General features: G+C 43.0%; 16 protein-coding genes. 6 read left to right on the top strand and 10 right to left on the bottom strand.

Going from position 1 to position 26,226, the window contains the following annotated elements:
* The first annotated feature begins 1 nt into the window (after position 1).
* From BLQ87_RS24790 to BLQ87_RS24775, 4 genes are all read left to right on the top strand, one after another.
* Positions 2–784 carry an ABC transporter permease gene (locus BLQ87_RS24790; protein WP_074611616.1) on the top strand — a complete coding sequence of 261 codons (783 nt, stop codon included), beginning with the start codon at positions 2–4 and terminating at the stop codon, positions 782–784.
* Between the two features lie 700 nt (positions 785–1,484).
* A complete protein-coding gene (locus BLQ87_RS24785) occupies positions 1,485–3,080 on the top strand; it encodes a M28 family metallopeptidase (protein ID WP_245723923.1) in 1,596 nt (531 codons plus the stop codon).
* A gap of 191 nt (positions 3,081–3,271) precedes the next feature.
* A complete protein-coding gene (locus BLQ87_RS24780) occupies positions 3,272–3,649 on the top strand; it encodes a BlaI/MecI/CopY family transcriptional regulator (protein WP_069379337.1) in 378 nt (125 codons plus the stop codon).
* Complete coding sequence (locus BLQ87_RS24775) at positions 3,646–5,631, top strand: M56 family metallopeptidase (protein WP_074611615.1); 1,986 nt, start codon at positions 3,646–3,648, stop codon at positions 5,629–5,631. Before BLQ87_RS24780 ends, BLQ87_RS24775 begins: the two co-directional genes overlap by 4 nt.
* A gap of 93 nt (positions 5,632–5,724) precedes the next feature.
* Here the strand turns inward: BLQ87_RS24775 and BLQ87_RS24770 are convergent, their stop codons facing one another.
* The 4 genes from BLQ87_RS24770 to BLQ87_RS24755 all read right to left on the bottom strand — a co-directional run bounded on the left by BLQ87_RS24770 (position 5,725) and on the right by BLQ87_RS24755 (position 10,964).
* Positions 5,725–6,495 carry a succinate dehydrogenase/fumarate reductase iron-sulfur subunit gene (locus BLQ87_RS24770; protein WP_074611614.1) on the bottom strand — a complete coding sequence of 257 codons (771 nt, stop codon included), beginning with the start codon at positions 6,493–6,495 and terminating at the stop codon, positions 5,725–5,727.
* Positions 6,496–6,521: 26 nt separating this feature from the next.
* Positions 6,522–8,501 carry a fumarate reductase/succinate dehydrogenase flavoprotein subunit gene (locus BLQ87_RS24765; RefSeq protein WP_074611613.1) on the bottom strand — a complete coding sequence of 660 codons (1,980 nt, stop codon included), beginning with the start codon at positions 8,499–8,501 and terminating at the stop codon, positions 6,522–6,524.
* Positions 8,502–8,528: 27 nt separating this feature from the next.
* A complete protein-coding gene (locus BLQ87_RS24760; RefSeq protein WP_245723922.1) occupies positions 8,529–9,272 on the bottom strand; it encodes a succinate dehydrogenase cytochrome b subunit in 744 nt (247 codons plus the stop codon).
* 153 nt (positions 9,273–9,425) lie between these two features.
* On the bottom strand, positions 9,426–10,964 hold the full coding sequence (locus BLQ87_RS24755) for a trypsin-like peptidase domain-containing protein (protein WP_074611767.1): 1,539 nt from the start codon (positions 10,962–10,964) through the stop codon (positions 9,426–9,428).
* A 217-nt stretch (positions 10,965–11,181) separates the two neighbouring features.
* Here BLQ87_RS24755 and dapF point away from each other — a divergent pair, with 217 nt between their 5' ends.
* Positions 11,182–11,967 (top strand): diaminopimelate epimerase, encoded by a 786-nt coding sequence (gene dapF / locus BLQ87_RS24750; RefSeq protein WP_074611766.1) that lies wholly within the window; start codon positions 11,182–11,184, stop codon positions 11,965–11,967.
* Here dapF and BLQ87_RS24745 read toward each other — a convergent pair whose 3' ends face one another.
* The 6 genes from BLQ87_RS24745 to BLQ87_RS24720 form a co-directional block, all read right to left on the bottom strand.
* Positions 11,968–14,247 carry a helix-turn-helix domain-containing protein gene (locus BLQ87_RS24745; protein ID WP_074611612.1) on the bottom strand — a complete coding sequence of 760 codons (2,280 nt, stop codon included), beginning with the start codon at positions 14,245–14,247 and terminating at the stop codon, positions 11,968–11,970.
* A 251-nt stretch (positions 14,248–14,498) separates the two neighbouring features.
* Entirely contained in the window at positions 14,499–16,019 is a 1,521-nt protein-coding gene (locus BLQ87_RS24740) for a sulfatase family protein (protein WP_074611611.1), read from the bottom strand.
* 58 nt (positions 16,020–16,077) lie between these two features.
* Positions 16,078–17,736: a RagB/SusD family nutrient uptake outer membrane protein gene (locus tag BLQ87_RS24735; RefSeq protein WP_074611610.1), complete on the bottom strand. Its 1,659-nt coding sequence runs from the start codon at positions 17,734–17,736 to the stop codon at positions 16,078–16,080.
* Positions 17,737–17,749: 13 nt separating this feature from the next.
* Positions 17,750–21,088 carry a TonB-dependent receptor gene (locus BLQ87_RS24730; protein WP_172664964.1) on the bottom strand — a complete coding sequence of 1,113 codons (3,339 nt, stop codon included), beginning with the start codon at positions 21,086–21,088 and terminating at the stop codon, positions 17,750–17,752.
* A gap of 284 nt (positions 21,089–21,372) precedes the next feature.
* Positions 21,373–22,494, bottom strand: coding sequence for a FecR family protein (locus tag BLQ87_RS24725; RefSeq protein ID WP_172664965.1), 1,122 nt, complete (start codon positions 22,492–22,494; stop codon positions 21,373–21,375).
* A gap of 116 nt (positions 22,495–22,610) precedes the next feature.
* Positions 22,611–23,180, bottom strand: a complete 570-nt coding sequence (locus BLQ87_RS24720; protein ID WP_074611608.1) for an RNA polymerase sigma-70 factor — start codon at positions 23,178–23,180, stop codon at positions 22,611–22,613.
* A gap of 272 nt (positions 23,181–23,452) precedes the next feature.
* Between BLQ87_RS24720 and BLQ87_RS24715 the strand changes: the two genes are divergently transcribed.
* Positions 23,453–26,221, top strand: a complete 2,769-nt coding sequence (locus BLQ87_RS24715) for an outer membrane beta-barrel family protein (RefSeq protein WP_317048293.1) — start codon at positions 23,453–23,455, stop codon at positions 26,219–26,221.
* The last annotated feature ends 5 nt before the right edge of the window (positions 26,222–26,226 follow it).

Below are 26,226 nucleotides of genomic sequence, written 5' to 3'. Positions count from 1 at the left end.
CATGCGCTCATTACTCCTATCCTTACAATCTGAATTTTATAAATCAAGAAAGACGCTTGCCTTTTGGGCAGCGATTGTCCTTCCATTGATCATTTGCGGACTAATTGCCTTTGGATTCCTCAGCAATGCGGATAAAATCATAAAAATGCATTTTCCCTCCCAAGTGTTGTGGATGAACTTTAGCGGAGGAGCCCTTGGCGTGATGGGCATGTTGATCCTTCCCTTTTATGTGATCTTTATGGCTTTTTCGGTCAACAATATTGAACATAAGAACGATACCTGGAAAAGCCTCTTTGCACAACCGCTCAACAAGTTTTCAATTTACGCAGCAAAATATTTATACGCGGTGATATTGATATTTATATGTTTGTTCCTATTTGCACTGTTCACCATTTTATCCGGCTATCTATTGCAGGCATTAAATAGTGGTTTTACGTTCAATGGGTATTCCCCAGTGGCCCTGCTATCAAAAATATATTTCAAGATGTTCCTTTCTTCCCTGGGAATATTATCACTACAGTTCATCATTAGCCTGATCTGGTCGGACTTTTTAAAACCTATGGGGATTGGATTTATAGGGATTATTGCCGGAATTATTGTGGCCACCAAAGGATGGGAATATGCCTACTTCGTTCCTTACAGTCATCCGACATTGGCTTTATCCATGACCAAGTCGAAAAATATGGATCAACTGTTTAGTCAGGAGATTTACAGCAGTCTTATTTACGCCGTTATCCTCTTTGTCGCCGGTTACTTTATTGTCGCCAGGAAGAGCATCAAATAGTTTTTTAGTTTTAGTTAATAGTCAGAAATGGCGGTCTTGGTACCGCCATTTCCTATTTAGTTCTGCTTCACAGTTGTCCAAAATGTTTTTCATATATTCTAATTACAAGCTTTTGGCCACTTTTTTCAGAGCCTGTTAAATTTCATAATTTATTACTGTTAAGAATCTTGCAAAAGGTATTATTGGTTTTGGCAACTTTATTGAATTTTATGTTGAGGCTGATATTTTGCTTTATCAGCAAAGCGATACAAAAGGCTATATAAGCTGGCTAAAAGAGGGAAGATAGATACCCACCAATGGTAAAAATAATTTGTTCAGTCAAATATTGGCTAATATTATCAGAGAAAAATCTGATAAACTGGTAACAAAACAACCAAAGTGATAAACATATTAAAGGATTAAAAGCTGGGCCACTTACTCCAGGTGAGCATGCCTCAGGACCATGCCGATGCAGAGCATCGCAGCCAACAGGCAAATGGAAGCAGCTATAGTTGATATTGAAGAACGGATCACTTCGGTTGAAGCGGTGAGATCTTGTTGACCATAGAAAGCAAAAAGCTTGTAATTAATTAACGTATATGAAGAACGTTTGGAAAGCTGTGATCCCTATTTGTAAATCGCCCCGAACATTTAACTAATGATGTAAAAATATGATTAGGGAGATACAAGCAATTATCTTTTCCTGTAAATTCAGGTATTAATGAAAAATTCCAAGGAAAAAATAGATATGAAAACACTTACAATAACCGGACTAGCACTATGCTTCAGTCTCTCTTTATCTGCTCAGGAGCAGACGAATACGGCCGCGGTACAGAAAATACGCCAGGAAGGCCTTGAAAACTCGAAGGTAATGGATATTGCATTTCAGATTACTGATGTTGCAGGCCCGCGCCTATCCAATTCCCCGGGATTAAAACGTGCGCAGGATTGGGCGGTAAGACAATTCACCTCCTGGGGACTAAAAAATGTACACCTGGAAGCATGGGGTCAATTTGGTAAAGGATGGCAGATCGACAAATACTATGCAGCAACTACCCTGCCTTATTATCATGCGATGATTGGTGCGCCTAAGGCATGGACTCCGGGAACTAAGGGTGCGATAAAATCTGAGGTCATCCTGATCAAAGCGGATACGATTACCGACCTTTTACCTTATAAAGGAAAACTTGCCGGAAAAATTGTGATGTTTGATCAGGTTACGATACAGCCCTTACAAAACAGCTATAAAGCCGATGCAGTCAGATATACTGATGCTGAGCTTGCTAAAATGGCAGAAGCAGCACCACAGCCACAAGGACAGCGCCCGCGTGCCGGGGCAGCTAACAATATGATGGCCCAAATGATGAAGATGAGAGAAATCCGCGCTGCTATGGCCAGTTTTATGCTGGAAGAACAAGTGGGCCTGCTCCTTAGTTACGGCCGGGGAAACCACGGCACATTCTTCACCAGCAATGGTGCCTCTTATGCACTGGATGCAAAACCTGTTGCTCCTGAACTGGAAATATCTGCAGAAGACTACCTTCATATCCTTCGTTTGCTTCGTGCAGGAGAGAAAGTAGAAGTAGAGGCCGATATCAGAACGTCCTTCTATGATCAGGATCCTCAGGGGTATAACGTGATTGCAGAGATTCCCGGAACAGATAGAAAGTTAAAAGATGAAGTGGTGATGATTGGCGGACATTATGATTCCTGGCATTCGGCTACAGGGGCTACCGATAATGCTGCCGGAGCGGCAGTAATGATGGAGACTATGAGAATTCTTAAAGCCATTAATTTTAAGCCTAAAAGGACCATCAGGGTGGCGTTATGGAGTTCTGAAGAACAGGGTCTACATGGCTCCAGAGGTTATGTAGCCAAACATTTTGGGGATCCCAAAACGATGGTATTGACCAAGGATCACAAAAAGATCAGCGCGTATTATAACCTTGATAATGGAACCGGTGCGATCAGAGGAATTTATTTACAGGGGAATACCGCAGCAGGCCCCATATTCCAGGAATGGTTAACCCCCTTCCAGGATTTAGGCGCAAAAACAGTTACTGCCGGCAATACCGGAGGAACAGATCACCAGGCCTTTGATGCAGTGGGGATTCCCGGATTTCAGTTCATCCAGGATCCAATGGATTACAATACCCGTACCCATCATACCAATCAGGATACCTTCGACCGCTTAGCGGAAGAAGATTTAAAAAGAGCAGCAACCATAGTCGCCTCTTTTGTATATCACACGTCTGAACGTGAAGCACAGATTCCGAGAAAAGAATTGCCAAAGACTCCTGAGGTTCCAAAGCAGTAAAAAAGCCAGTTTAAACAAAGAAACCTCTGAAAATTCAGAGGTTTCTTTGTTTAAACTAAAATATTTCCATTAAAATTCTTTGAAAACTAAAATATTAGTTTTAAGTTTATACTAAGGTTTTAGTTATAGTACTATTGACGAATAGTTATGATCCTTAAACCAATTAAAAAAACCGGTTAATACAATAAAAGATGGACATTAAAGATTTAACAAAAGCAGAAGAACAGTTGATGCAAATTCTATGGCAAATAGAAAAGGGGTTTGTAAAAGACGTGATGGATTTTTTACCGGAGCCAAAGCCGGCTTACAATACGGTATCTACGATTATCAGGATACTGGAAGTAAAGGGTTTTATCGGACATGAGGCATTCGGAAAATCACATCAGTACTTTCCGCTCATCAGCAGGGAAGACTACAAACGCCATGCTACCGAAAAGTTACTAGGTAACTATTTTGAGAATTCTGTGGAAAGCATGTTTTCCTTTTTTGTTAAGGAAGAAAAGCTTGATTTAAGCGATGTAGATGAAATTTTAAAAATGATTAACAAAATTAAAAACAGACCGAGATGAGTTGGGCACATTATATCCTGCAGGCCAATATATACCTGGTATTATTCTATGGCTTCTATAAACTATTTTTAGCTAAAGAGACTTATTTCATCCTCAACAGGATTTATCTGATCTCGGCGGGAATATGTTCTCTATCCATTCCTTTTTTAAGGTTTGAATGGTTTGGTAACCAGGCCGCGGCGACCCCAATTTATACTGGTGTTGATCAGCTAAATGACCTTATGACACAGGTTAGCGTTGGATCAGATGCTCCGGAAAAACTAAGCCCCGGAAATGTGATTGTAGCCATTTATCTGACCGGTCTGCTGATTTTTGCCCTTCTCTTCATCTACAAATTACTAAAAGTACAACGTTTGCTTCAAGAGGAACATGTTGGAAATGCCTTCTCCTTTTTCAGGAAGAAAAGAATAGATACAAACCTGCCGGAAGTGCAAACCATCGACAAACATGAAGAGATTCACATCCGTCAATGGCATACGCTGGACGTACTGTTCTTTGAATTACTGGCCGTTTTCACCTGGTTCAACCCCATCATTTATTTTTATAAGCATACCATTAAAAACATTCATGAATACCTGGCAGATGAGGAAGCTGCCAGATTTCAGGGCGACAAAGAGCAATATGCATTGCTCCTGTTGAGCAGGGCATTTAACATCGCTCCCAGTAGCCTCACTAATACTTTCTTTAATAAATCACTGATTAAAAAGAGAATATTTATGCTACATAAACAAAGATCAAAAAAGACCGCCGTATTAAAATACGGATTGTTTTTACCTCTTTTTGCCATCACATTGGTGATGTCGTCTGCCACTATCCGCAGTAACGAAAGCATCATTGCTGTAACAGAAGAGATCCCATTAAATACCCCGCTGAATGTTGTGAAAGACGTCATATCTGCACCTATAGAAATTGCCGTGTCGAATATGAAGCGGGAAGCGGTTATTAAACCACAAAACGTAACTGACCCTGCCTGGGAAGGCTTTTACAACTACCTTAAACGCGGCATCAGGTATCCGGCAGAAGCTTACAATACCGACCTTCAGGGAAACAGCCAGATTAAGTTTAGTCTTAAAGACGGACATATCGGAGCGATCAGTGTCGTAAACAAGCTTGGTTCAGGATTTGAAACCGAGGTCATGAGAATCGTGTTGAGCTACAGAGATTTCAAAAGCAGCCAGGACGGTAATTACTCATTGCCTGTTTCCTTTATCCTATCCGGAGCAACCAGTGCTAAAAAGAACCTGAAATTAAGCCCGGTAAAAGGTTATAAGAGCCTCAGCAAAATCACCGTTATGGGCTATAAATCTGAATCGGCAAATGCGAATGTCATTCCTGTGGAGGAAATTCGGACAGATCCGAATGACGTTAAAGTTTACGACTTTGTTTCCATCGACAGACAACCTGGATTTCCGGGAGGAATGGAAAGATTCTATAAATACCTAAGCAAGACCGTTAAGTATCCGGCAGAGGCTCAGGAAAAAAACGTGCAAGGCAAAGTATTCCTATCTTTTATCGTAGAAAAAAACGGTGACCTTGCAGACATTAAGGTAGAAAGAAAGCTTGGCGCAGGAACGGATGAAGAAGCCGTAAGGGTCTTGAAGGCTTCACCGAAGTGGATTCCAGGTGTTTACCATGGAAAAACAGTCCGGGTGAAATACAATATTCCGATCAGCTTTAGTTTAACAAGTGATCCTCCTGCAGGCAATAGAACAGGTAAAGTAATCGGGTTAAACGTTACAGAGGGCACAGATAAAAAGCTGAAACTTACAGGCCTTGGTACCGGCAAAGACCCACTGATCCTGGTAGATGGCAAGAAACCTGAAACCAGCATCAATGAAATCAATCCAAACAACATTGAAAGTATTGAAGTTTTAAAAGAGTCGGCCACTACACTTTACGGTTCAGCAGGCGCAAACGGTGTGATCTTGATCAAGACAAAAGCCGCTTTACAAACGAAACAGAAAGAAGACAAAAAAGACTAAAGACTATACCCCCAACCTCCCGCTAATGCACGAAAGCCCAGCTAAATAGCCGGGCTTTCGTGTCAAATATCCTTGTCTCGTTAGCTAAATTTATTAAATATCTTCCTCAGATACAAATTTTGCAGACAAATAATCTCTATTCATACGTGCAATGTTCTCTAAAGAAATTCCTTTAGGGCATTCCGCTTCACAAGCACCGGTATTGGTACAATTTCCAAATCCTTCTGCATCCATCTGCGCCACCATAGTTTGAACCCTGCGGTAACGTTCCGGCTGTCCCTGAGGCAATTGCGCCAGCTGAGATACTTTTGCAGAAACAAATAACATGGCAGATGCATTCTTGCAGGTAGCTACGCAAGCACCACAACCAATACAAGCTGCAGCTTCGAATGCTGAATCGGCCTGTACTTTTGGAATAGGCAGGTTGTTGGCATCCTGTGCGTTCCCTGTATTCACAGAAATAAAGCCTCCAGCCGCAATAACTCTGTCGAACGCAGACCTATCTACCGTTAAATCTTTAACTACCGGAAAAGCCTTCGCTCTCCATGGTTCCACAACGATGGTATCTCCATCTTTAAATGAACGCATGTGTAACTGGCAGGTGGTAATTCCTTCCTTTGGTCCGTGAGGTCTGCCGTTGATAAACATCGAGCAGGCACCACAAATCCCCTCTCTGCAGTCGTGATCAAACACAACCGGCTCATCACCCTTAGAAATCAGCTCTTCGTTCAATACATCAAACATTTCTAAGAAGGACATATCAGGAGAAATGTCTGATAGTTTATAATCCACCAAACCACCTTTGGCTTTTGTATTTTTTTGACGCCAGATTTTCAGCGTTAAATTCATATTTCCTGTACTCATGATATTGAGATTTTAGTACTTAGCTATTATTTATAACTTCTTTGTGCAACCTTGATGTTTTCAAATTTCAGCTCTTCTTTATGCAGCTCAAATTTAACACCCTCTTTGAACTCCCATGCCGCAACGTAAGCATAGTTTTCATCATCACGCATGGCTTCACCTTCTTCAGTCTGATATTCTTCCCTGAAGTGACCTCCGCAAGATTCGTTTCTGTTCAACGCATCGATACACATCAATTCTCCCAGTTCGATAAAGTCGGCCACACGACCTGCTTTTTCCAGCTCAGGATTGAACTCATTGGCTTCTCCCGGTACACGAACATCGCTCCAGAAATCTTTACGCAATTGCTGAATTTCCGCGATCGCTTCAGTTAAGCCTTTTGCATTACGTGCCATTCCGCATTTTTCCCACATGATCTTTCCTAATTTCTTATGGAAATGATCAACAGTTTTGGTTCCTTTAATCGCAAAGAATTTGTCGATAATTCCCCTCGCACTGGCTTCTGCTTCTACAAATGCCGGGTGATCCTGAGGGATTGGCTTTGTGGCCAGTTCTTTAGACAAGTAAGCACCAATAGTATAAGGGATTACAAAGTAACCATCCGCTAAGCCCTGCATTAAAGCAGAAGCACCTAAGCGGTTCGCTCCGTGATCAGAGAAGTTTGCTTCTCCCAGGGAATATAAGCCCGGAACGGTGGTCATTAAGTTATAATCTACCCATAAGCCACCCATGGTATAGTGAACCGCAGGATAAATACGCATTGGCAGTTCATAAGGATCTTCTCCCGTGATCTGTGCATACATATCAAACAGGTTACCATATTTTTCCTTAATCACCTCACGGCCTAAGCGCATGCAGGTTTCTTTATCAGGGTTATGGATATTCTGTACGTTAGCTTCAATACGGCCATAACGCTCCGTATTGGCTTTAAAATCAAGATAAACAGCTAATTTAGATTTACCTACACCATAACCTGCATCACAACGCTCTTTAGCAGCTCTGGAAGCCACATCACGTGGTACAAGGTTACCGAAAGCAGGATATCTGCGCTCTAAATAATAATCTCTTTCATCTTCAGGAATCTCTGAAGCTTTACGCGTATCGTCTTTCTTTTTAGGCACCCAGATTCTGCCGTCATTACGTAATGACTCAGACATCAGGGTTAATTTACTCTGGTGATCACCTGAAACCGGGATACAGGTAGGGTGAATCTGCGTATAGCAAGGGTTACCAAAGAAAGCACCTTTTTTATGTGCCTTCCATGCTGCAGTTACGTTACTGCCCATTGCATTTGTAGAAAGATAGAATACGTTACCATAACCACCAGTACACAACAATACCGCATGTCCTGAATGACGCTCTAATTCACCTGTAAGCAGGTTACGGGCAATAATACCACGGGCTTTGCCATCTACGACAACTACTTCAAGCATTTCATGGCGGGTAAACATTTCAACTTTACCCATTCCTACCTGACGCTCCAAAGCGCTGTATGCACCTAAAAGCAATTGCTGACCCGTTTGACCGGCAGCATAAAAAGTTCTTTGAACCTGTGTACCACCAAAAGAACGGTTGTCTAACAGACCACCATATTCCCTTGCCAGCGGCACACCTTGTGCCACACACTGATCTATAATATTTGCACTTACTTCTGCCAAACGGTGAACGTTGGCTTCACGTGCACGGTAATCACCACCTTTTATGGTATCATAGAATAGACGGTAAGTACTGTCACCATCATTCTGATAGTTTTTCGCTGCATTAATCCCGCCCTGAGCTGCGATAGAGTGCGCTCTTCTCGGGGAATCCTGAAAGCAAAAACATTTAACTTTATAGCCCATCTCCGCCAGGGTTGCCGCTGCCGAAGCACCTGCCAATCCCGAACCCACTACAATAATTTCGATGCTTCTTTTATTTGCCGGGTTAACTAATGGCATAGAAGACCTTAATTTGGTCCATTTCTCCGTTAATTCGCCTTCCGGTATATTTGCATTTAATTCAGCCATTTTATTTAAGCTTTATACGTTCAAAAATTATTTAATAAGACCTGCATAAATTGCTACAGGCATAGCTGCAAATAGTATCGCAATGATAATTGAATACCAGATACCAAATGCTTTGATGAGTGGAGTGTATTTTTTGTGGTTCCATCCCAGCGTCTGGAATGCAGAAGCAAAACCATGTAATAAATGGTAAGCCAGAGAAACCATTGCCAAAATATATAAAATCACTACCCAAAGGGTTTGAAATCTTGCCACCATCACTGCAAAAAGATTTTCGTGTCCTGCTGAATCAACAGTAGGGATTCCTGTAAAACGGGAAACTACCCAGAAATCAGATAAGTGTACGATTAAGAAAATCAACAAGATCGTTCCTAACAGTCCCATTGACCTGGAGTACCACTTGCTGTTTGCAGCACCATTATTTACCGCGTACTTCACCGGACGTGCAGCCTGATTTTGAAAAACCAAACGTAAACCCTGGATAATGTGTGCAAGTAAGCCTGCCATCAAGACCACTTCCATTGCCCTGATCAGCCAATTGGTAGCCATAAAGTGAGCCCCAACATTGAAGGTTAAACCACCGTCATTCACGAAGATCAAAGCATTTATAAAGCAATGAACCGCAAGAAATGAAATAAGAAACAGGCCGGTGATACCCATTATTAGTTTTTTTCCTATAGACGAGGAAAAAGCGTTTCCGAAACTAGCCATTTGATTGTATTTTAGTTCTATTCCTGCAAAAGTATTTAATAAAAGAATTAATATGTTAATCATTGTCATAAAATAACGACAATTGGGCTATTTAGAAACGTTCTAAATTTTACAGAGCGATGACAAGTGAAAATTCAAAAACCTTCTGCTCTAAATAAAAAACGGGAGACAGTAAAACTGTCTCCCGTTTAAGAATAAAATTAAAATGATACCTCTTTAGAAAGTAAAGGTATAGTTTCCGTTCGGGCCAACACCCGAGATGGTCGTCATTCCATTTTTTGAAGTAGGCAATGCTGCCTCTACATCTTTAGCACTATTTACAGGCTTACCGTTTACCGTAGTTACCAATAAACCTTTAGGAAGGTCCATAGAATCGAATACTTTTCCTGGCTCCACACTGGTCACCACTACTCCGTTCTTTGCACCATATCTGGCCTTCACCTGAGCAGAAGCCGGTGCAAAAGCAGCGCCTAATTTGCTGATCGTTGTACCCGTTGATTTTGCCGCCGGCGTTGCTTTCGCAAGGTTCACACTGGCATCTCCTTTAAGGGTAACATTTACATCTTTTAAGGCCCCGTTTCTCAATACCGTCAATTGTACTTTATCACCAGGACTCATACGACCAATTTTTTCCTGCAAATCCGGAGAATCATAAATCGCGATGCCCTCTACTTTTTTAATGATATCTCCTTTTTGGATTCCTGCAGCTGCACCACCACCATTTGGCAATACATCGCTTACATATAATCCGTTGATATCTTTAATTTTCAGTTCTTCTGCATAATCTGCATCCAGCGGTCTGAAAGACACACCAATATAACCACGTTTCACCGCGCCATATTTTCTAAAATCTTCCAGCACTTTTTTCGCCAGGTTTACCGGGATGGCAAAACCATAACCTTCATTCGTACCAGTCTGCGATGCAATTGCTGCATTGATTCCAATCAGCTCACCGCTTGCATTCACTAATGCCCCACCGCTGTTTCCAGGATTGATTGCCGCATCAGTCTGAATGAAAGATTCGATACTGTTATTTGTACGCTCAGGAGCCTTACCGGTTCTGCGATATTCATCATACTCTTCCTCTGTTGGCTGACCTTGCTGTCTTGCCAGAATTCCAATGCTTCTTGCTTTTGCACTTACAATTCCCGCAGTTACTGTAGTTTGAAGATCCAGGGGGAAGCCTACAGCCAATACCCATTCTCCGATTTGCACATTATCTGAATTCCCCATTTTCACGATCGGAAGATTTGTCTCTTCTACTTTGATCAGGGCAAGGTCTGTGTTTGGGTCTTTTCCAATCACTTTTGCCATCACCTTACGGCGGTCAGACAGGATCACTTCGATCTTATCTGCATTTTCCACCACATGGTTGTTCGTTACAATATAACCATCAGGCGTAAGGATCACACCAGAACCTGAGGCTGCTCTTGGCATACGGGGTCTGCTACGGCCACCGCCACCAAAAAATTCCTCGAACATGTCCATTGGAGAACCGCTACCACCTCTTTCATTTCCGGAGCTGCTGCCATAAGAAGTCTTAATGTGCACCACTGCCGGCGATACTACTGAGGCGGCCTGTACAAAATCGACCGCTCCTGTAGAAGATATTTTTACGGGATTGTTAGCAAAAAGCACATTTTGTTTCTCCGCTAATGTCATCCCATCGTTGTTGCGCTCTAACAGTTTGTAAGCGCCAATCGCAGCCGCACCACCTATAAATGCGGCTAACACTATCAATCCGATTCTTTTCATTTGTATTTTTTCTTTTTTTAATTGTTTCAAAAGCAATCTAATAGGCCTTAACTCCTTAAAGCAAAGCTGGCATGGATTGTGATTTATTCGTTTTACTCGTTAAGAACTAATTCTTTTGTTTCAATTACTCAAATTTAATACCATATAAACGATATTTGCATAAGTAACAGGCCGTGAATACTGTTAAAAAATGTTAAATGACAAGCACATACATCTTATGAAGATCCACTTTTTCAAATACCAGGGCGCAGGCAACGATTTTATCTTAATAGACAACCGTGATCAATCCTTTAAATATACGGGTAATAATACGGTCCTGCAACTCTGTAACAGGCGTTTTGGAATTGGAGCAGATGGATTGATGCTGCTGCAGAACCATAAAGATTACGACTTTGAGATGCTTTATTTCAATGCAGATGGCAATCTCGGCAGTATGTGTGGAAATGGTGGCAGGTGTATCGTCGCTTTTGCCAAATATTTGGGAATAATTGACACAGAAACTAATTTTTTGGCAGTTGATGGACCTCATTATGCCAAAATTTCAGAAAAGGGCGACTGGGTTGATCTTCAAATGATTGATATTGATCATATTGGAAATGATGGAACCGCTTATGTATTGAATACAGGGTCGCCACATTATGTACAACAAGTAAGCGGATTAGCAGCGCTGGATGTTTACAAAGAGGGCAAAGCGATCCGCAACAACTCCACTTACAAAGCTGAAGGAATCAATGTAAATTTCGTAGAAGACCAGGGAGACCACCTTTTTGTCCGCACCTTTGAGCGTGGCGTTGAAGATGAGACCTATGCCTGTGGAACAGGAGTTACTGCCGTAGCCTTATCTATGGCTCAGCACAAACAGCAGCAAGGGCATATCAAAACACCCGTTAAAGTATTAGGTGGGGACCTGCGGATTGAGTTTGATTATGACGGCAGACAGTTCAGAAATGTATTTCTATGTGGCCCCGCAGCGCAGGTTTTCCAGGGAGATACAGCAGTCTGATTATTCTCCCTCAGCGAGGTATGCAGCCAGTCCGATTTTGATTTCCCCAAAGCTATAATCTCTGCCCAGGTGTTCCCGGATCGGGTTCATCTGCATCGTCTTTAGCTCCCTGATGGTTTTCAGAATTTTATCCAGCTTTTTTGAACCTAAAATGTCCTTGGCTGAAATCTCTTGTTTGGCCACATAATGCGCCAGGTGTCCTTCTATCGTACCAATCACCATTTTCCGGTCTCTGGCAATTTCAGCAATCGTTTTTCCTTCTTTGTGCAGCTCCAAAGAAACCTCTTTGGTATCTACTTTAGGTGCTTTTTCTTTAACAACCGCTGTTTTGGTTTTTGTAGACTTTGCCTTTTTGGCCGTAAAGTCCAGCTTACCGGGAACAGCAAACACCTTTTCCATTACTGCCGCCCGTTCTGCCTGACTCAATAAAGCATTCACATCTTTTTTTGTAAACTCGCTTCCATTAATCGTAGCACCCAGCAAGGCAGTAGCTTTACGTATTTTCTTAAACTGATCATAAAACAGCGCTTCCATCTCTAACAATTCCGTGAGATAAGCAGTCACCTGTTTGTCCTGTTTCACCAACTCCATGCGCTCAAAGATGCGTTTGGAAAATCCGACCAGCAAGGGATTAAAATAATTCTCCGCAGCAGCTGTACGTTCCAGCAATGCCGTCATTCCCTGTTCCGTCTTTACCTCGTACATCCGTTGTATCTGAGTTAAAAACTTACTTGCATTTACTTTTACCTCAGTCAGGTCTTTCAACAGCTGTCCGGCCCACTTAACATGTTTCTGCTTTGCCGATTTATTAATGTCTTTGGTATAAGAATGTACATGTTCGTACACATAATTATCCAGTGGTGTCAGGTCAAAACACTGCAACAGGTAAGACCTTAAAAAAACATCACTCTCCGTTTTGATTTGCGCAATCAGATTCTCCTGATTTTCTTTTGTCTTAGAGAAGAAAGAAACGTTCTGATCCTGGCGGATGCCTGATCCCGAGATCTGGGAAGTTAAAATCAGTCCATCCAGGGACCGTAAGCGGGAAAGTGCCACATACACCTGTCCCGGCGCGAAAGCGCTTCCAATATCAATGATCGCCCGGTCAAAGGTCAGGCCCTGGCTTTTATGAACCGTAATTGCCCAGGCCAGCTTTAAAGGATACTGCGTAAAAGTTCCAACCAGGTCCTCTTCAATTTCGCCGGTTACCTTATCCGTCGTGTACTTGATGTTCTTCCAGGTATATTTTTCCAGGATGATCTTTTCTCTTGTCCCTTCCGTCTCTACCTCAATGGTATCTGTTCTCAGCGAGGTCACCACTGCAATCTTTCCGTTAAAGAAGCGCTGTTCTCCCGTAGGATCATTTTTAATAAACATCACCTGTGCGCCGACTTTAAGCTCCAAAATATGTTCTGCAGGGTAGGCATATTCACTGAAATCATCTTCAATTTTAGCCACATACAAAAAAGAAGGAGACTTCAATTCTTCCAGGCTCTGCCTGTTTAAGGTGTCCGCTTTATTGTTGTGTGTGGTAAGGGTAATGTATTTATCATCGATAGAAGGCTTAAAATCCGCCCTATAATATTTATCCAATAATGCGACATCCTGGGCAGTCACCTCATTATTTCTCAGGTTATTCAGCAGATTGATGAACACCTCATCGGCTTGTCTGTAGATCTTTTCCAGTTCAATATAAATGGGAGGATTGTTCTGCAGTGCAAGCGCATCAAAGAAATAAGCACTGTTATAAAACTGACCCAACAAATTCCATTCTGTAGATTTCACCACCGGAGGTAACTGATGCAGGTCGCCGATAAACAAGACCTGTACCCCTCCAAAACTTGCTGTATTGTTTCTACGGATATAGCGCAATACCATATCAATGGCATCAAGAAGATCTGCGCGGAGCATACTCACCTCATCAATGATCAGCAATTCCATATCTGTCAGCACCTTCCTTTTAGCCGCCGTCATGTTTAAATGGCGGACAATGGATTTCGGGGTATTGTATTGCTGGTTATAATGATCTCCGTCTGCTGCCGGAGCTTTAGGCAGATACGTCCCAAAAGGGAGCTGGAAGAGTGAGTGGATGGTTACCCCTGCAGCATTTATGGCTGCAATGCCTGTAGGAGCCGCTATGACCGCCTTTTTATGTGTCAATTCAATCAAGTTCCGCAGAAAAGTCGTCTTCCCCGTTCCGGCCTTTCCCGTCAGAAAAATATGCTTAGAAGTATAATTTACGAATTTGGCGGCAAGCTCGGCAGGGTTTTGTTCAGACATATTGTAGGCATCAATTAAAAATAAACCATCTTCAAATTGGTGTTTACAAAGATACTAAGAATGCTGCAAATTAATAAACCCTAATCATAATTAAAAAACAATCGTAAAAAGAAACATCAGACATCTAAAATTAACGGAGTTGATCTTTCCGGTTTCTCCTGAGGCAGAACGACATCCTTAGTCCTGCAAAGGGCTGATTTCTTCTGTTAAATGAGGAAATCAGCCCTTTGCATTCCGGAGGATAAAATCGTTTATTTTTTCTGTTTGATCTGCTCCAATAATTCAGACAGTTCTTTAACCCGCTCCGGGTATTTTCCGGCAAGGTTGTTCTTCTCGCTAAGATCTTCTGTCAGGTGATACAACTGTGCTGTCGGCAGGTTTCCTGATTCAATACCTACATCCTTCATAAAAGGAGCACCTCCGCTTGGGCTAATGTATTTCCAACCATCTTTGATCACAGAAAGCGGGCCTCCCTGTTCTACGAATGACGTTCTTCCTTTTACAGATTTACCCAGAAAAGCCTGGATCAGATTTTCGCTATCCGGGGCATCTCCCTGAGGAACAGGCCTACCGATCAAGCTGGAAAATGAGGCAATGAAATCCATCTGACTCACTAATGCAGGCGATACCTGAGCTTTGATTTGTCCTGGCCAACTCACAATAAAAGGCACCCTTGTACCACCTTCCAATGCACTATATTTACCACCACGCAGCACACCTGCAGGCTGGTGACCATTCTGTTTCGTCACTGCTTCATCCTGATAGCCATCGTCCAGTACCGGACCGTTATCACTGGTAAAGACGATCATTGTATTTTTATCAATTCCAAGGAATTTCAATTGTTTCATGATCTCCCCGACCGTCCAATCCAACTGCAAGATCGCATCCCCACGCAATCCCAATCCGCTTTTTCCTTTAAACCTTGTTGCTGGCATACGTGGCACATGTGGCTCCGTTAAGGCAAAATACAAGAAGAAAGGCTGCTGATGATTTTTCTCGATAAAGCTTTGCGCTGTGCTCAGGAAAGTGGTCGACACCTCTTCGTCTACCCAGCGCGCCATTTTACCACCACTCATATAACCGATCCGGCCGATTCCGTTCACAATCGTCTGGTTGTGTCCCTGCCCCGGTGAGGACTGCATTTTTAACAGTTCAGGATGATCTTTTCCTGTCGGATCATCACCTACTTTTTTAGCATAATCTACTGCAATCGGATCATTCGCTTCCAGGGCAACCACTTTATGGTTTTCCAAAAATACGGTAGGCACTCTATCCGCAGTTGCGGGAAAAATAAAAGAATAATTAAAGCCAACTTCGTTTGGTCCGGGTTTTAGTTCTCCATTCCAATCTTTCGCTACGGTTTCTCCAATACCCAGGTGCCATTTCCCGACGATTCCAGTTTGGTATCCCGCTTTCTGAAACAGGTTTGGCAAGGTCGTTTTATCTGTAGGAATGATGAGCGCTGCATCGCCAGGTAAAATACCCGTTCCTTTTTTACGCCATGGATATTCACCCGTCATCAGTGCATAACGTGAAGGCGTGCAGGTCGCAGAAGTCGCATGTCCATCTGTAAAGCGAATTCCATTCGCCGCAAGGCGGTCCAGGTTAGGGGTTTGAATTTTCGTGGCACCATAACAGCTCAGGTCGCCATACCCCAGATCGTCCGCAATGATATAAATGACATTTGGTGGTTTAACTTTTGTCTTCTTCGACTGAGCTCCGGCAGTAAATGCCATTGCTATAGAAAAAAATAGTAACAGGTTCTTCTTCATATTTGTGTGTTTAAGCAGCCCCTAAAGATAAAAACACCTTAGGGGCTTTGCATTAAAATTATTTTAAATTCGGATTAATGCTCACTTCCGACTGAGGCACAGGCCAAAGCTCATCTATTCCGACCCGGAAAGCTTTAGATGTGACATACCAGCGGCTATAAGGATCTGTTGCAGTTCCTTTTTTACGCAGGTTTTTAGCTCCGGGAAATGCGGCACCATAAAAATCTCCGTTCAGCACCTGTCCAATCGTCTTCCACCTCAAAAGGTCCCAGTAACGGATTCCTTCCAGTGCAAGCTCATTCCTGCGTTCTCTGCGTAGAATGGTCCGCAGTGCGACCGTATTCATCTCCGTTACACGGGGCATATTGACTCCGCTTCTTCCCCTTACTTTATTGATCGTGGCATCTAACAAGGCCTGGTCCGAGCCTTCCCCATTTTCCAGCTTAGCTTCCAGATAGCCAAGCAGCACTTCTGCATACCTGATAATCGGCAGGTCAATCCCCGAGTTTTGCAGATCACCGCCACTAAATGCTTCGCTATTGAACTTCTTTAACGCAAAGCCCGTACGTGTTCCCTGTTTGGACGTCGTTAGCTGATCCGGGGAACTGGCATCATCCGGATTACTGTTATAAATGATGTTTTTAAAAGGTTGCCCGTTATAAAGCACCGTATATTTTAAGCGGGGATCCCGGTTTTCTCCAGGATTGCCCGCATTATACCTGGGATCAGTAAAAGAAAAAGGAGCGCCATCCGTAAACTCATAAGATTCTACCAGGCTTCCCAGCGGGCAGTCTAACATAAAACCACCGAGTTTTGCAGGATAGTTGTGCTGCATCATTGCATTTGGCGCCAGGTCCTGTTGGTATTGCGTAGCAAAAATGATCTCTTTACTCGTTTCATTTGTTCCGTTAAACAGGCTTTCGAAGTTCGGATCAATCACATTATCATTAAAATCTATGATTTGCTTATACGTTGACGCCGCTAATGCCCATTTTTCTTCCGCCAGATATAAACGGCCCAGAAAAGCCAGCGAAGCCTGATTGGTAGCCCTTCCCCGCTCCGATCCTGCCAGTTGTCCGGACCGCGGCAATAAAGGCGCGACCTCCTTAAACTCTGCTTCGGCAAAATCCTGAACTTCCGTTTTCGTGGCCTTCTTTACGGTATTTGCTTCCGACAAGGTCAGGGTATTTTTTACCAGCGGTGCTGCGCCGAAAAACTGAGACAGATAAAAATACTGGCAAGCCCTGATGAAACGAACTTCTGCAACCATCCGGTTCATCAATGCAGGAGCCAGTGCGGCCTTGGAAATGTTTTCCAGGAAATAATTACATCGCGCAATTCTGGCATAACTTGCCGTCCAGTAATTGCTGAGATAGCCGTTGGTCGCTGTCAAAGTGCCATTAGTAAGCGTATTGAACCCGGAGTTGTCTCCCCTGCGATCGTAAGCATTGTCTGTCGCAAATTCGGTATACAATAAACCATGATACGACCACCAGTCTGTGGCAGAAAACTCTGCACCTGTCGGATTAACAGACATCTGGATATTCCCTCTGTAAACACCTGCCAGGGCAAGCATTACATTCGGTTCGCTGGTCCAGAAAGATTCATTTGAAAATTGATCCAATGGTGTTTTATCCAGTTCCTTGCGACAGGAGCTCAGACTTCCTGATAAAATCAGCAATGGTAAAAGGAACTTATATATGAATGATGTTTTCATCTTTTTTCTTGATTTAGAAATTAATATTTAGACCCAGGGTATAATTTGCCATGATCGGATAATAGCTCCCTCCGGTATTCGTTTCCGGATCCCATCCTATAGGATATTTACTGAAGGCAAGTGGATTCTGGGCCGTAGCATAAATCCGCACGTTCTGGATTCCTGCTTTTTTCAGCCTGATGCCCGACAACTTATAACCCAGCTGTACATTTCTAACTTTCAGGTAATTACCATTCAGCATCCAGAAAGAGGAAGTCAGTGTATTTGCCGTTCCCTGATTGGAAATCACCTCCATACGTGGATACTTTGCATCCGGGTTTGGATTGCCCGGAGTCCAGTGATCTTCCATTTGCCACTTTTGCACATTCCCATTCTGATAGAAGGCATAACCTGCATAATCACGTAAATAACCATTCACCTTCGCCACTCCCTGCAAGAGCACAGAAAAATCGAAATTCTTATAGTTTGCCGTCAGATTGATGCCATAAGAATATTTAGGAATCAGACTTCCCAACACGGTTCTGTCGTAAGTCGCATCTACCTTTCCATCAGGAACACCATTTGGCCCGCTAATGTCTTTATAACGGATATCACCAGGCTGTACCTTTGGATTGATACTTTTCTGATCTGCATAACCGGCAATGTCATTGACATCTCTAAACAGGCCTTCCGCAACGTAACCATAGTAGATGCTCATCGGAGCGCCAACGAATAGGTTGTCGCCATTTCCAACCTGACCATTTGGTTGCGTAATGTTACCTACGCCCAGGTCAATAACCTTATTGTTGATGATTGAAAAATTGGTATTGATCTGATAAGAGAATTCTCCGATCTGGTTCCGGTAAGCGGCTGTGAATTCCCAGCCTTTATTGCTCAGCTTTCCGGAATTCTGAACGCCAACCCCAAAACCCAGCACTTTAGAAACACTTGCAGAAGGGCTCACCAGAATGTCATAGGTATAGCGGTCAAAATAGGTGGCACTCACATTCAGTTTACCACCAAAAAATCCCGCATCCATACCTACATCCTTTGTCCTCGTTGACTCCCAGTGTATCGTTGGGTCGACTAAAACATTATAAGCCACACCCGATGATAAGCTCCCTCCGAAAGGATAATTCGAGCCTGCATCTAATTTCCCCTGATAAGGATAATAATCAGCGTTATTATTTCTGATGATGTTCTGATTTCCAAGAACCCCGATAGAAGCTTTCAGTTTCAGATCAGTTAACCAGCTGATTTTATCCTTAAGAAATGCTTCTTCAGAAATCCTCCACCCTACAGCAACAGCAGAAAAATCTGCGTACTTATTATTTTTAGGGAAACGGGATGAGCCATCATAGCGGATGGTACCCTCCGCCAGATACCTACCGGCATAATTATAATTTAAACGACCGAAGTAAGAATCCAGTGCAAATTCATTAGCGGTTCCGCCATTTTTTTGAGTATTGGCATCTCCGGCGTTCAGCTCTGTCAGGTCATTACTGTTGTACCCCGTTCTATTTGCAGAGAATGACGTATTTTTATTGTATTCATAAGAATGTCCCAATAGTACGCCCAACTCATGTTTGCTAAAAATCTTTTTATACTCCGCCAGCTGTTGAAATGTTTTATAAATATTCAGTGAATTACCCTGACTGAGCGATCCCGGCCCTAGTTTTACGGTACTATTTAGTCTTTGGTTCGCCAAAAAGCGTTGACTATTGTCATTGAACTGAGTATAGCCCCCGATAGCCGACAGCTTCAGGTCCTTGATGACCTCCCAGTCCAAACGTAAGTTCGCCAATAAATCGGTCTGCTTACTCTTAAAAAACGAATCATTATCCGAGTAGGAAACCGGTGTTCCTTTGGCTACGACGCCCAATCCATAGTCCCCATTGCTCAGTTTGTTCACATAAATTGCGGGAACCCGGATCACCTGGCTGATATTGGTCAGCATGTCTGTCCAGTCTAAGGTAGCTGGAGGGGCAGGTTGATTGTCAAGGTATTGTGCGCCCGACAAACGGGTGGTCAGCTTCAGGTTTGGCCGGAAAGTATTGGTCATATTGAACCTCAGGTTATACCTGCTGTAATCGTTTTTCTTTACAATTCCATTTTGATAGAGGTATCCCATCGACAATAGATACTGTGTGTTCTCTGTGCTATTGGAAAAGGATAGGTTATGCCCCGTCTGGAAAGTAGATTTTTTCAAAACCTGATCGATATAATTCTCATTCGGATAATTGTCCCGATCGGAACCATCCCTGAATTTTTGAATCTGTGCTTCTGTATAGGTACCTGGTTGTGCCTCATTTAAAAGAGCTGCATATTCCCAGGAGTTCACAAACTCAGGATAGGCAGTTGCCCTTTGGGTACCTGTATAACCATTATAGTCGATCTTTATTTTGCCATCGTTGGCCTTGCCGTTCTTGGTGGTCACTAAGATGACACCATTTGAAGCCCTTGAGCCATAAATCGCTGCTGTGGATGCGTCCTTAAGCACCGAAATATTTTCTACATCATTCGGGTCGATGTCATTAAAGGAGTTGACAGGAATTCCATCAACAAGAATCAAAGCTGCAGGACTCGCCCCAAAGGAACCAACTCCCCTTACCTGGATGTTCCCTCCTGCCGAGCCTGGCTGTCCACTGCGCTGAATGATTGTTACTCCCGGAAGCATTCCCGTTAAGGCGTTTGATAAGGAGCTTACCGGTCTGTCGTTAATTTCTTTTGCCGTTACCTGAGCAACAGATCCGATGAGGTTCGCCTTTTTCTGCGTACCAAAACCCACCACAACCACCTCGCCAAGTTCAGCAGGCTGGGGAATGAGTTTTATGGTAAAATCTGCCGATGCAGATGCTTTGACTTCCTGCGTGACATATCCGATATAAGAGATTTGCAAAATGGCATTTTCGTCCAGATTCCTGAAGGCAAACATTCCATTTACATCAGTCACTGCCGTCTGTGTATTTCCCTTAACCCTGACACTTGCTCCCGGAAGCGGTTGATTCGTTTCATCCAGCACCTTTCCCCTAACATCTATTGCAGTAAAGTAACTGATGATTTTATCCATTACAGATACGGGTTTTGGATTCAGCAAAACGATCTTATCTTCAATTGTAAAAGTAAGATCCTGGTCAGACAAGCAGGCATTGAGCGCTTCCTGAATCGTGACACCTTTCACATTTATACTTACAGGTTTTGCCTTTTTGATCAGCTTACTGTCTACCAGAAAGTCATAGCCACTTTGTTTTCTGATCTTTTGAATGATTTTCTCCAGAGAAGCGTTCTGCTCTGAAAGGGTAATTCTTTGGGCGAAACCGGCCGCGCTCAACTGGAGGAAGCAGGCCGTTATAATGATGATGGTTAGTCTCATAATCCGCAAAATTGGTTTAGGCAGCCAGGCCCTTTTAGCGGACCTAAACAGATGGTAAAATTTCATACATTTGGTGGTTTGGTTTTCGCATAGGCCTCCCGTTCCTCAAAGAAATCAGGAGGACCAGCGGAATTAAATTGATTGGATGTTTACAAAAGCATTGATTTAGCCCAGACCTGGTCAGGGGCGTTACGAGCACTCCTGACCTTTCTTTAAAGGACCCGCAGCTTTACTTAAGGTGGTGTGTTCTTCTTCATACTTGGTTGATTTGGTTTATAGGTTTATTACCATACGGTCACTTTTTTTCCTTCCACTTTAAAATGGACTTTCCCTGTTTTATCGAGGGCATTTAATACGGCAGAAATATTTCTGGAACGGGAAACTACTCCGGTAAAGGTCAGGTCTGCGGGTTTACGCTGATAGCTGACCTCCACATCATACCATCGGGAGATCTTTCTCATGATGGTTTCCAGTCCTTCGTCATTAAACACAAAATTTCCGTTTTTCCATGCCAGAACTTCTTCCGGATCCACCATGGCCACTTTCATGCGTCCTGAGGCAAGGACTGCCTGCTGACCAGGGCTAAGGATCAGGTCCTGACCTCCATGCGGAAAGAGCCGCACCGCACCTTCCAGCAACGTCGTTTTGCTGGAAGGCTCATCGGCATAGCTGTTGATATTGAAATGCGTTCCCAACACTTCCAGTTCCTGGGTTCCGCTGTTTACTTTAAAAGGTTTATGTTTATCTTTTGCCACTTCAAAATATCCTTCTCCCTGCAGGCTTACTTTTCGTTCTTTCCGATCAAAGCGAACCGGATATTTCAGAGAAGAGGCTGCATTTAACCAGACCCGCGTTCCATCTGGAAGGTTGATCTGGTACTGCCCTCCTTTAGGGGTTTCAATCGTATTGAAAGCTACCGGGCCCCCGCTATTGGCGGCTGTTCCGGAATCGGAAAGTGTATAAATCAACTGTCCATCTGCAGTTTTCCTGATCCTGATCCCTGATTGTTCCGCGATTTCTCCGTTTACAGAAGCATTCAGAACAATCCTTTTGCCATTTGCAAGGGTCAATACGGCCTGATTAGCGCCAGGTTTCACATCGTTGACAATTTCTGTTTTCGGAGTGGTTAAGTCAGGCATATGCTGACGATAGAAATACAGGCTGATGCCGGAGATCAGGACAATAGTCGCCGCTGCCATGATCTTTTTCCAAAGCGACAGGTTTAGGGCCACAGGCTGAACCTGAATTTCTGCAGAAATTTTATTAAAAATAGCTTGCTCCAACTTGCCTTTATTTCCAAGTATGGATTCATCCCAGGACTGCTCCTCTGATTGCACCGCATTCAGACAGGCATTGTATAACGCAATCTCTTCATCCGTTGCGGTACAATCGCTTATTCTGTCCAATAATCTAAAAAAATCTGTTCTCTGTATTTCCGGCATATACTGATAAGGCACTGCTCAGGCCCCGACCCCTTAGTCCAACTCAAAAAATATTTACAGGGGTCATTCCTAAAAAGCGGTTAACTTAAAAAAAACAGCCAGGCAGAGGTTCTGCCCATCTTTTTGCGTAGTTTATTTAATGCGGTAGTGATGTGTGTTTCTACTGTTTTCTCGGATATATTTAATCTGGATGCAATTTCCTTATTGCTCAGGTGTTCGGTCCGACTCAACTGAAAAACCATTCTGCACTTTTCGGGAAGGTCGGTCGTAAACTCCCTGATGAATGCAATCAATTCTTTAACCTCCAATGCTGATTCATCAACAGCCGGGCTTAAATTTTCAAGCTTAACCTTTTCATAAAAAGTATCCCTTGTTTTTTCATTTCTGATGTAATTGGCCATTTTATGTTTTACGGCCACGGAAAGGTAGCTTCTCACTGCGTATATTTTCAGTTCGGCACGATGGTTCCAGAACCAGACAAAAACTTCCTGCAGCACGTCTTTAACCACATCCGCATCCGGGAGAATATTAAAACAATATTGATATAGCCCCTCCCAGTTGCGCTTATAAAGCTCTGCGAAAGCAGCCTCATCACCGGTCTTCATAAAACCGACCAGTTCCTCATCAGAAAACGCTGTATAAATCCCCATAAATATTCCCTGAAAGCTAAGGTAATAAATTGTTCTCCCCACACAATATTTCCCATAGAAGAACAAAAAAATGATCGATTTTGAAACATTCTCCAGCAATTACGTCTAAAGCTTAAGACCAATCCCTCCAACGATTGTCTTATTATAGGATCGACAAAAAATATTCTTTAACATAATTTAACAATTTTTAACACTATTACTAAATCCTTAGTTATACCTTAGATTAAACAACACCTTCCCCCCGAATGAAACATAAAATCCTAGTATTAATCTTGCTTTTCATAAGCTCTGTCTCCGCTTTTGCCCAGGACCAGTATGAAATCAAAGGTTTAGTAACCGACACTGCCGCAAGTTATAAGATGGTCAACTCCACCATCACCTTGTTAAAAGCAAAAGACTCTACGCTCGTTAAATTTACCAGGGCTACGGCCGATGGCTCTTTTAGCCTGAGCAATCTTTCTCCCGGAAAATTTATTCTGCTGCTCAGTTATCCCGGTTATGCAGACTTTGTAGAAGATTTCCAGTTGGATTCGACTAAGAAGACCCGTGATTTTGGCCAGATGAACATGACCCTGAAAGCAACCATTCTGAAGGGCGTAATCATCAAGGGCAATATCGCAGCGATAAAAATAAAAGGGGACACGACAGAATTCAATGCCGCAGCCTATAAAATTCAGCCCAATTCAAAAGTCGAGGACTTGTTAAAGCAGCTTCCCGGCATTACCGTAGATAAAAACGGAAAGATCACTGCCCAGGGACAGGCCGTAAATAAAGTCCTCGTTGATGGCGAAGAGTTTTTTGGCGATGACCCTACCCTCGTTACTAAAAACCTACGTGGTGACATGGTGGATAAGGTTCAGTTGTACGACAAGAAAAGCGATCAGGCAACTTTTACCGGAATCGATGATGGACAAAAAACAAAAACAATTAACATTCAACTCAAAGAGGACAAAAAGAACGGCTATTTCGGTAAAGTAGACGCGGGAGCCGGAACCGAAAAATTCTATCAGGGACAAGGCATGTTCAATGCCTTTAAAGGCAAGAAGAAGTTCTCTGCCTATGGTACCTTTGGAAATACAGGAAAAACGGGTTTGGGCTGGGAAGACAACGACAAATATGCCGGCTCTCAGATGGAAGTCTCTGAGGACGGCGGTATGATGTTTTATAGCGGAGGAGGTGATGATGGGCTGGATTCCTTTGATGGCAGATATAATGGACGCGGAATTCCGTTGACAAAAAGCGGTGGTGTTCATTTTGACAATAAATGGAATAAAGATAAAGAAACCATTAACACCAATTATAAAATCGGTTCGATCGATGTGGATGGAACCAATACGAATCTAACCCAAAACAATATCCCGGGGGAGGCCTATAACACTACGGTCAAGGGGAAATTCAGCAACAGGATGTTCAGACAAAAGCTCGACGGAACCTATTCGATCAACCTTGATTCCAATTCCACGCTGAAAGTTTCCATTGACGGGACCTTAAAAGACAGCAACAAAGCCGATGAGTCTGATGCGATCAGCATTAGGGATGACCAGACCAGGTTAAATACGAGCTATAACAAGTCCAGCACTGACGGGAACCAACGGGCTTTAAATGCCAGCGCATTTTATACTCAAAAATTAAAGAAAAAAGGGCGTACTTTCTCTCTGAGACTGAGTCAGGCACTTAATGAGAATAAAAGCACCGGATTTTTATTTTCTGACAACCAGTTCTTTGATGAAAAGGGAAATCCGTCGACCCAGGAAACCGTAGATCAATACAAAACAAACAACAGTACCAGTAGTGCTTTCAACAGTAACCTGACCTATACCGAGCCGCTCAGCAAAGCACTGTCGCTGATCCTCAATTATGGCTTGGGCATCAACAAAGGCGTCTCGGACAGAAAATCCTTTAACAAGGCTGGCGATGGCAGTTACAGCGTTTTGGACGCGGAGTTCAGTAACGGCTTTGAGCTCAACCAGCTGTCCAATCAGGGGGGAGTGATGTTCAATTTAAAAAAGGACAAGTCTGTCGTCACTTTTGGCACTAAAATCAGTGATGTAAAGTTTGAACAGTTTAACAAGTACACCAACAATACTTATAAAAGAAATTTCACCAACTGGAACCCGCAGCTGAGCTATAGATACAACTTTTCGCAGATGACCTCTTTCCGGATCAATTATAACGGAAACACGCGGCAACCAGGGATAGATCAGCTGCAGCCATTAAAGGTAAATACAGACCCTTTGAATATTGTTGAGGGAAATCCCGAGCTAAGGCCTTCCTTCAATAACGGCATCAACATTGGCTATAACTCTTATAAAGTAATGAGTGGGCAGTCGATCTATATAGGTGCAAATTACGGCTTTAACTCCAATCCGATCACCAACAGCATCATCACAGACGCAACAGGTAAAAGCACTTCCCAATCGATCAATTTGCCTGGAAAAACCCCGGTGAATTATGGTCTCTATTTCTACCTGGGCCGGAAAATAAAACTTTTTGACATGAACATCGGGCTAAATGGAAATACCAGTGGGAGCACGAACTACAGTCTGGTCAATAAAGAACTGAATACCACAAAGTCCAATTCTTACAGCGGGCAATTGAGTTTATCAAAATATAAAGAGAAAGGATACTCGCTCTCGGTATCCGCAGGTCCAACTTATAACACCAGTGAAGCTTCTTTGCAGAAACAACGAAGCAACAATGGATGGGGCACTAAAGCTGAAGCAAACTTCTACATCAATCTTCCCGGAAAAATAGAGATTGGTACCGATGGAGATTACGAATACAGGGCCAAAACTCAGACTTTCAATCAGGACTTTGAGCGTTTCATCTGGAATGCATCAATCAGTAAAAAATTCTTCAAAGAAGAGAACCTTAAACTGACTGCTTCTGCAAATGACTTACTCAATCAAAATGTTGGTTTTGACCGCAGTTCCAACAACAACAGGATCACGCAAAGCAGCTATACCACTATCAAAAGATATTTCATGTTATCCCTGATCTGGGATTTCAATAAAATGGGCGGATCAGCCCCTAAACCATAAGCACC

Origin of the sequence: Pedobacter steynii (genome assembly GCF_900103665.1) — a bacterium.
Lineage (GTDB): Bacteria > Bacteroidota > Bacteroidia > Sphingobacteriales > Sphingobacteriaceae > Pedobacter > Pedobacter steynii.
The sequence above is the reverse complement of the archived record's forward strand: the minus strand, read 5'-3'. Positions and strand labels throughout refer to the sequence as shown.

Bases quoted from the DNA above. Each gene is read 5' to 3' on its own strand.
- BLQ87_RS24790 (WP_074611616.1), top strand. From the start codon at position 2: ATGCGCTCATTACTCCTATCCTTACAATCTGAATTTTATAAATCAAGA.
- BLQ87_RS24785 (WP_245723923.1), top strand. From the start codon at position 1,485: ATGAAAAATTCCAAGGAAAAAATAGATATGAAAACACTTACAATAACC.
- BLQ87_RS24780 (WP_069379337.1), top strand. From the start codon at position 3,272: ATGGACATTAAAGATTTAACAAAAGCAGAAGAACAGTTGATGCAAATT.
- BLQ87_RS24775 (WP_074611615.1), top strand. From the start codon at position 3,646: ATGAGTTGGGCACATTATATCCTGCAGGCCAATATATACCTGGTATTA.
- BLQ87_RS24770 (WP_074611614.1), bottom strand. From the start codon at position 6,495: ATGAGTACAGGAAATATGAATTTAACGCTGAAAATCTGGCGTCAAAAA.
- BLQ87_RS24765 (WP_074611613.1), bottom strand. From the start codon at position 8,501: ATGGCTGAATTAAATGCAAATATACCGGAAGGCGAATTAACGGAGAAA.
- BLQ87_RS24760 (WP_245723922.1), bottom strand. From the start codon at position 9,272: ATGATTAACATATTAATTCTTTTATTAAATACTTTTGCAGGAATAGAA.
- BLQ87_RS24755 (WP_074611767.1), bottom strand. From the start codon at position 10,964: ATGAAAAGAATCGGATTGATAGTGTTAGCCGCATTTATAGGTGGTGCG.
- dapF (WP_074611766.1), top strand. From the start codon at position 11,182: ATGAAGATCCACTTTTTCAAATACCAGGGCGCAGGCAACGATTTTATC.
- BLQ87_RS24745 (WP_074611612.1), bottom strand. From the start codon at position 14,247: ATGTCTGAACAAAACCCTGCCGAGCTTGCCGCCAAATTCGTAAATTAT.
- BLQ87_RS24740 (WP_074611611.1), bottom strand. From the start codon at position 16,019: ATGAAGAAGAACCTGTTACTATTTTTTTCTATAGCAATGGCATTTACT.
- BLQ87_RS24735 (WP_074611610.1), bottom strand. From the start codon at position 17,736: ATGAAAACATCATTCATATATAAGTTCCTTTTACCATTGCTGATTTTA.
- BLQ87_RS24730 (WP_172664964.1), bottom strand. From the start codon at position 21,088: ATGAGACTAACCATCATCATTATAACGGCCTGCTTCCTCCAGTTGAGC.
- BLQ87_RS24720 (WP_074611608.1), bottom strand. From the start codon at position 23,180: ATGGGGATTTATACAGCGTTTTCTGATGAGGAACTGGTCGGTTTTATG.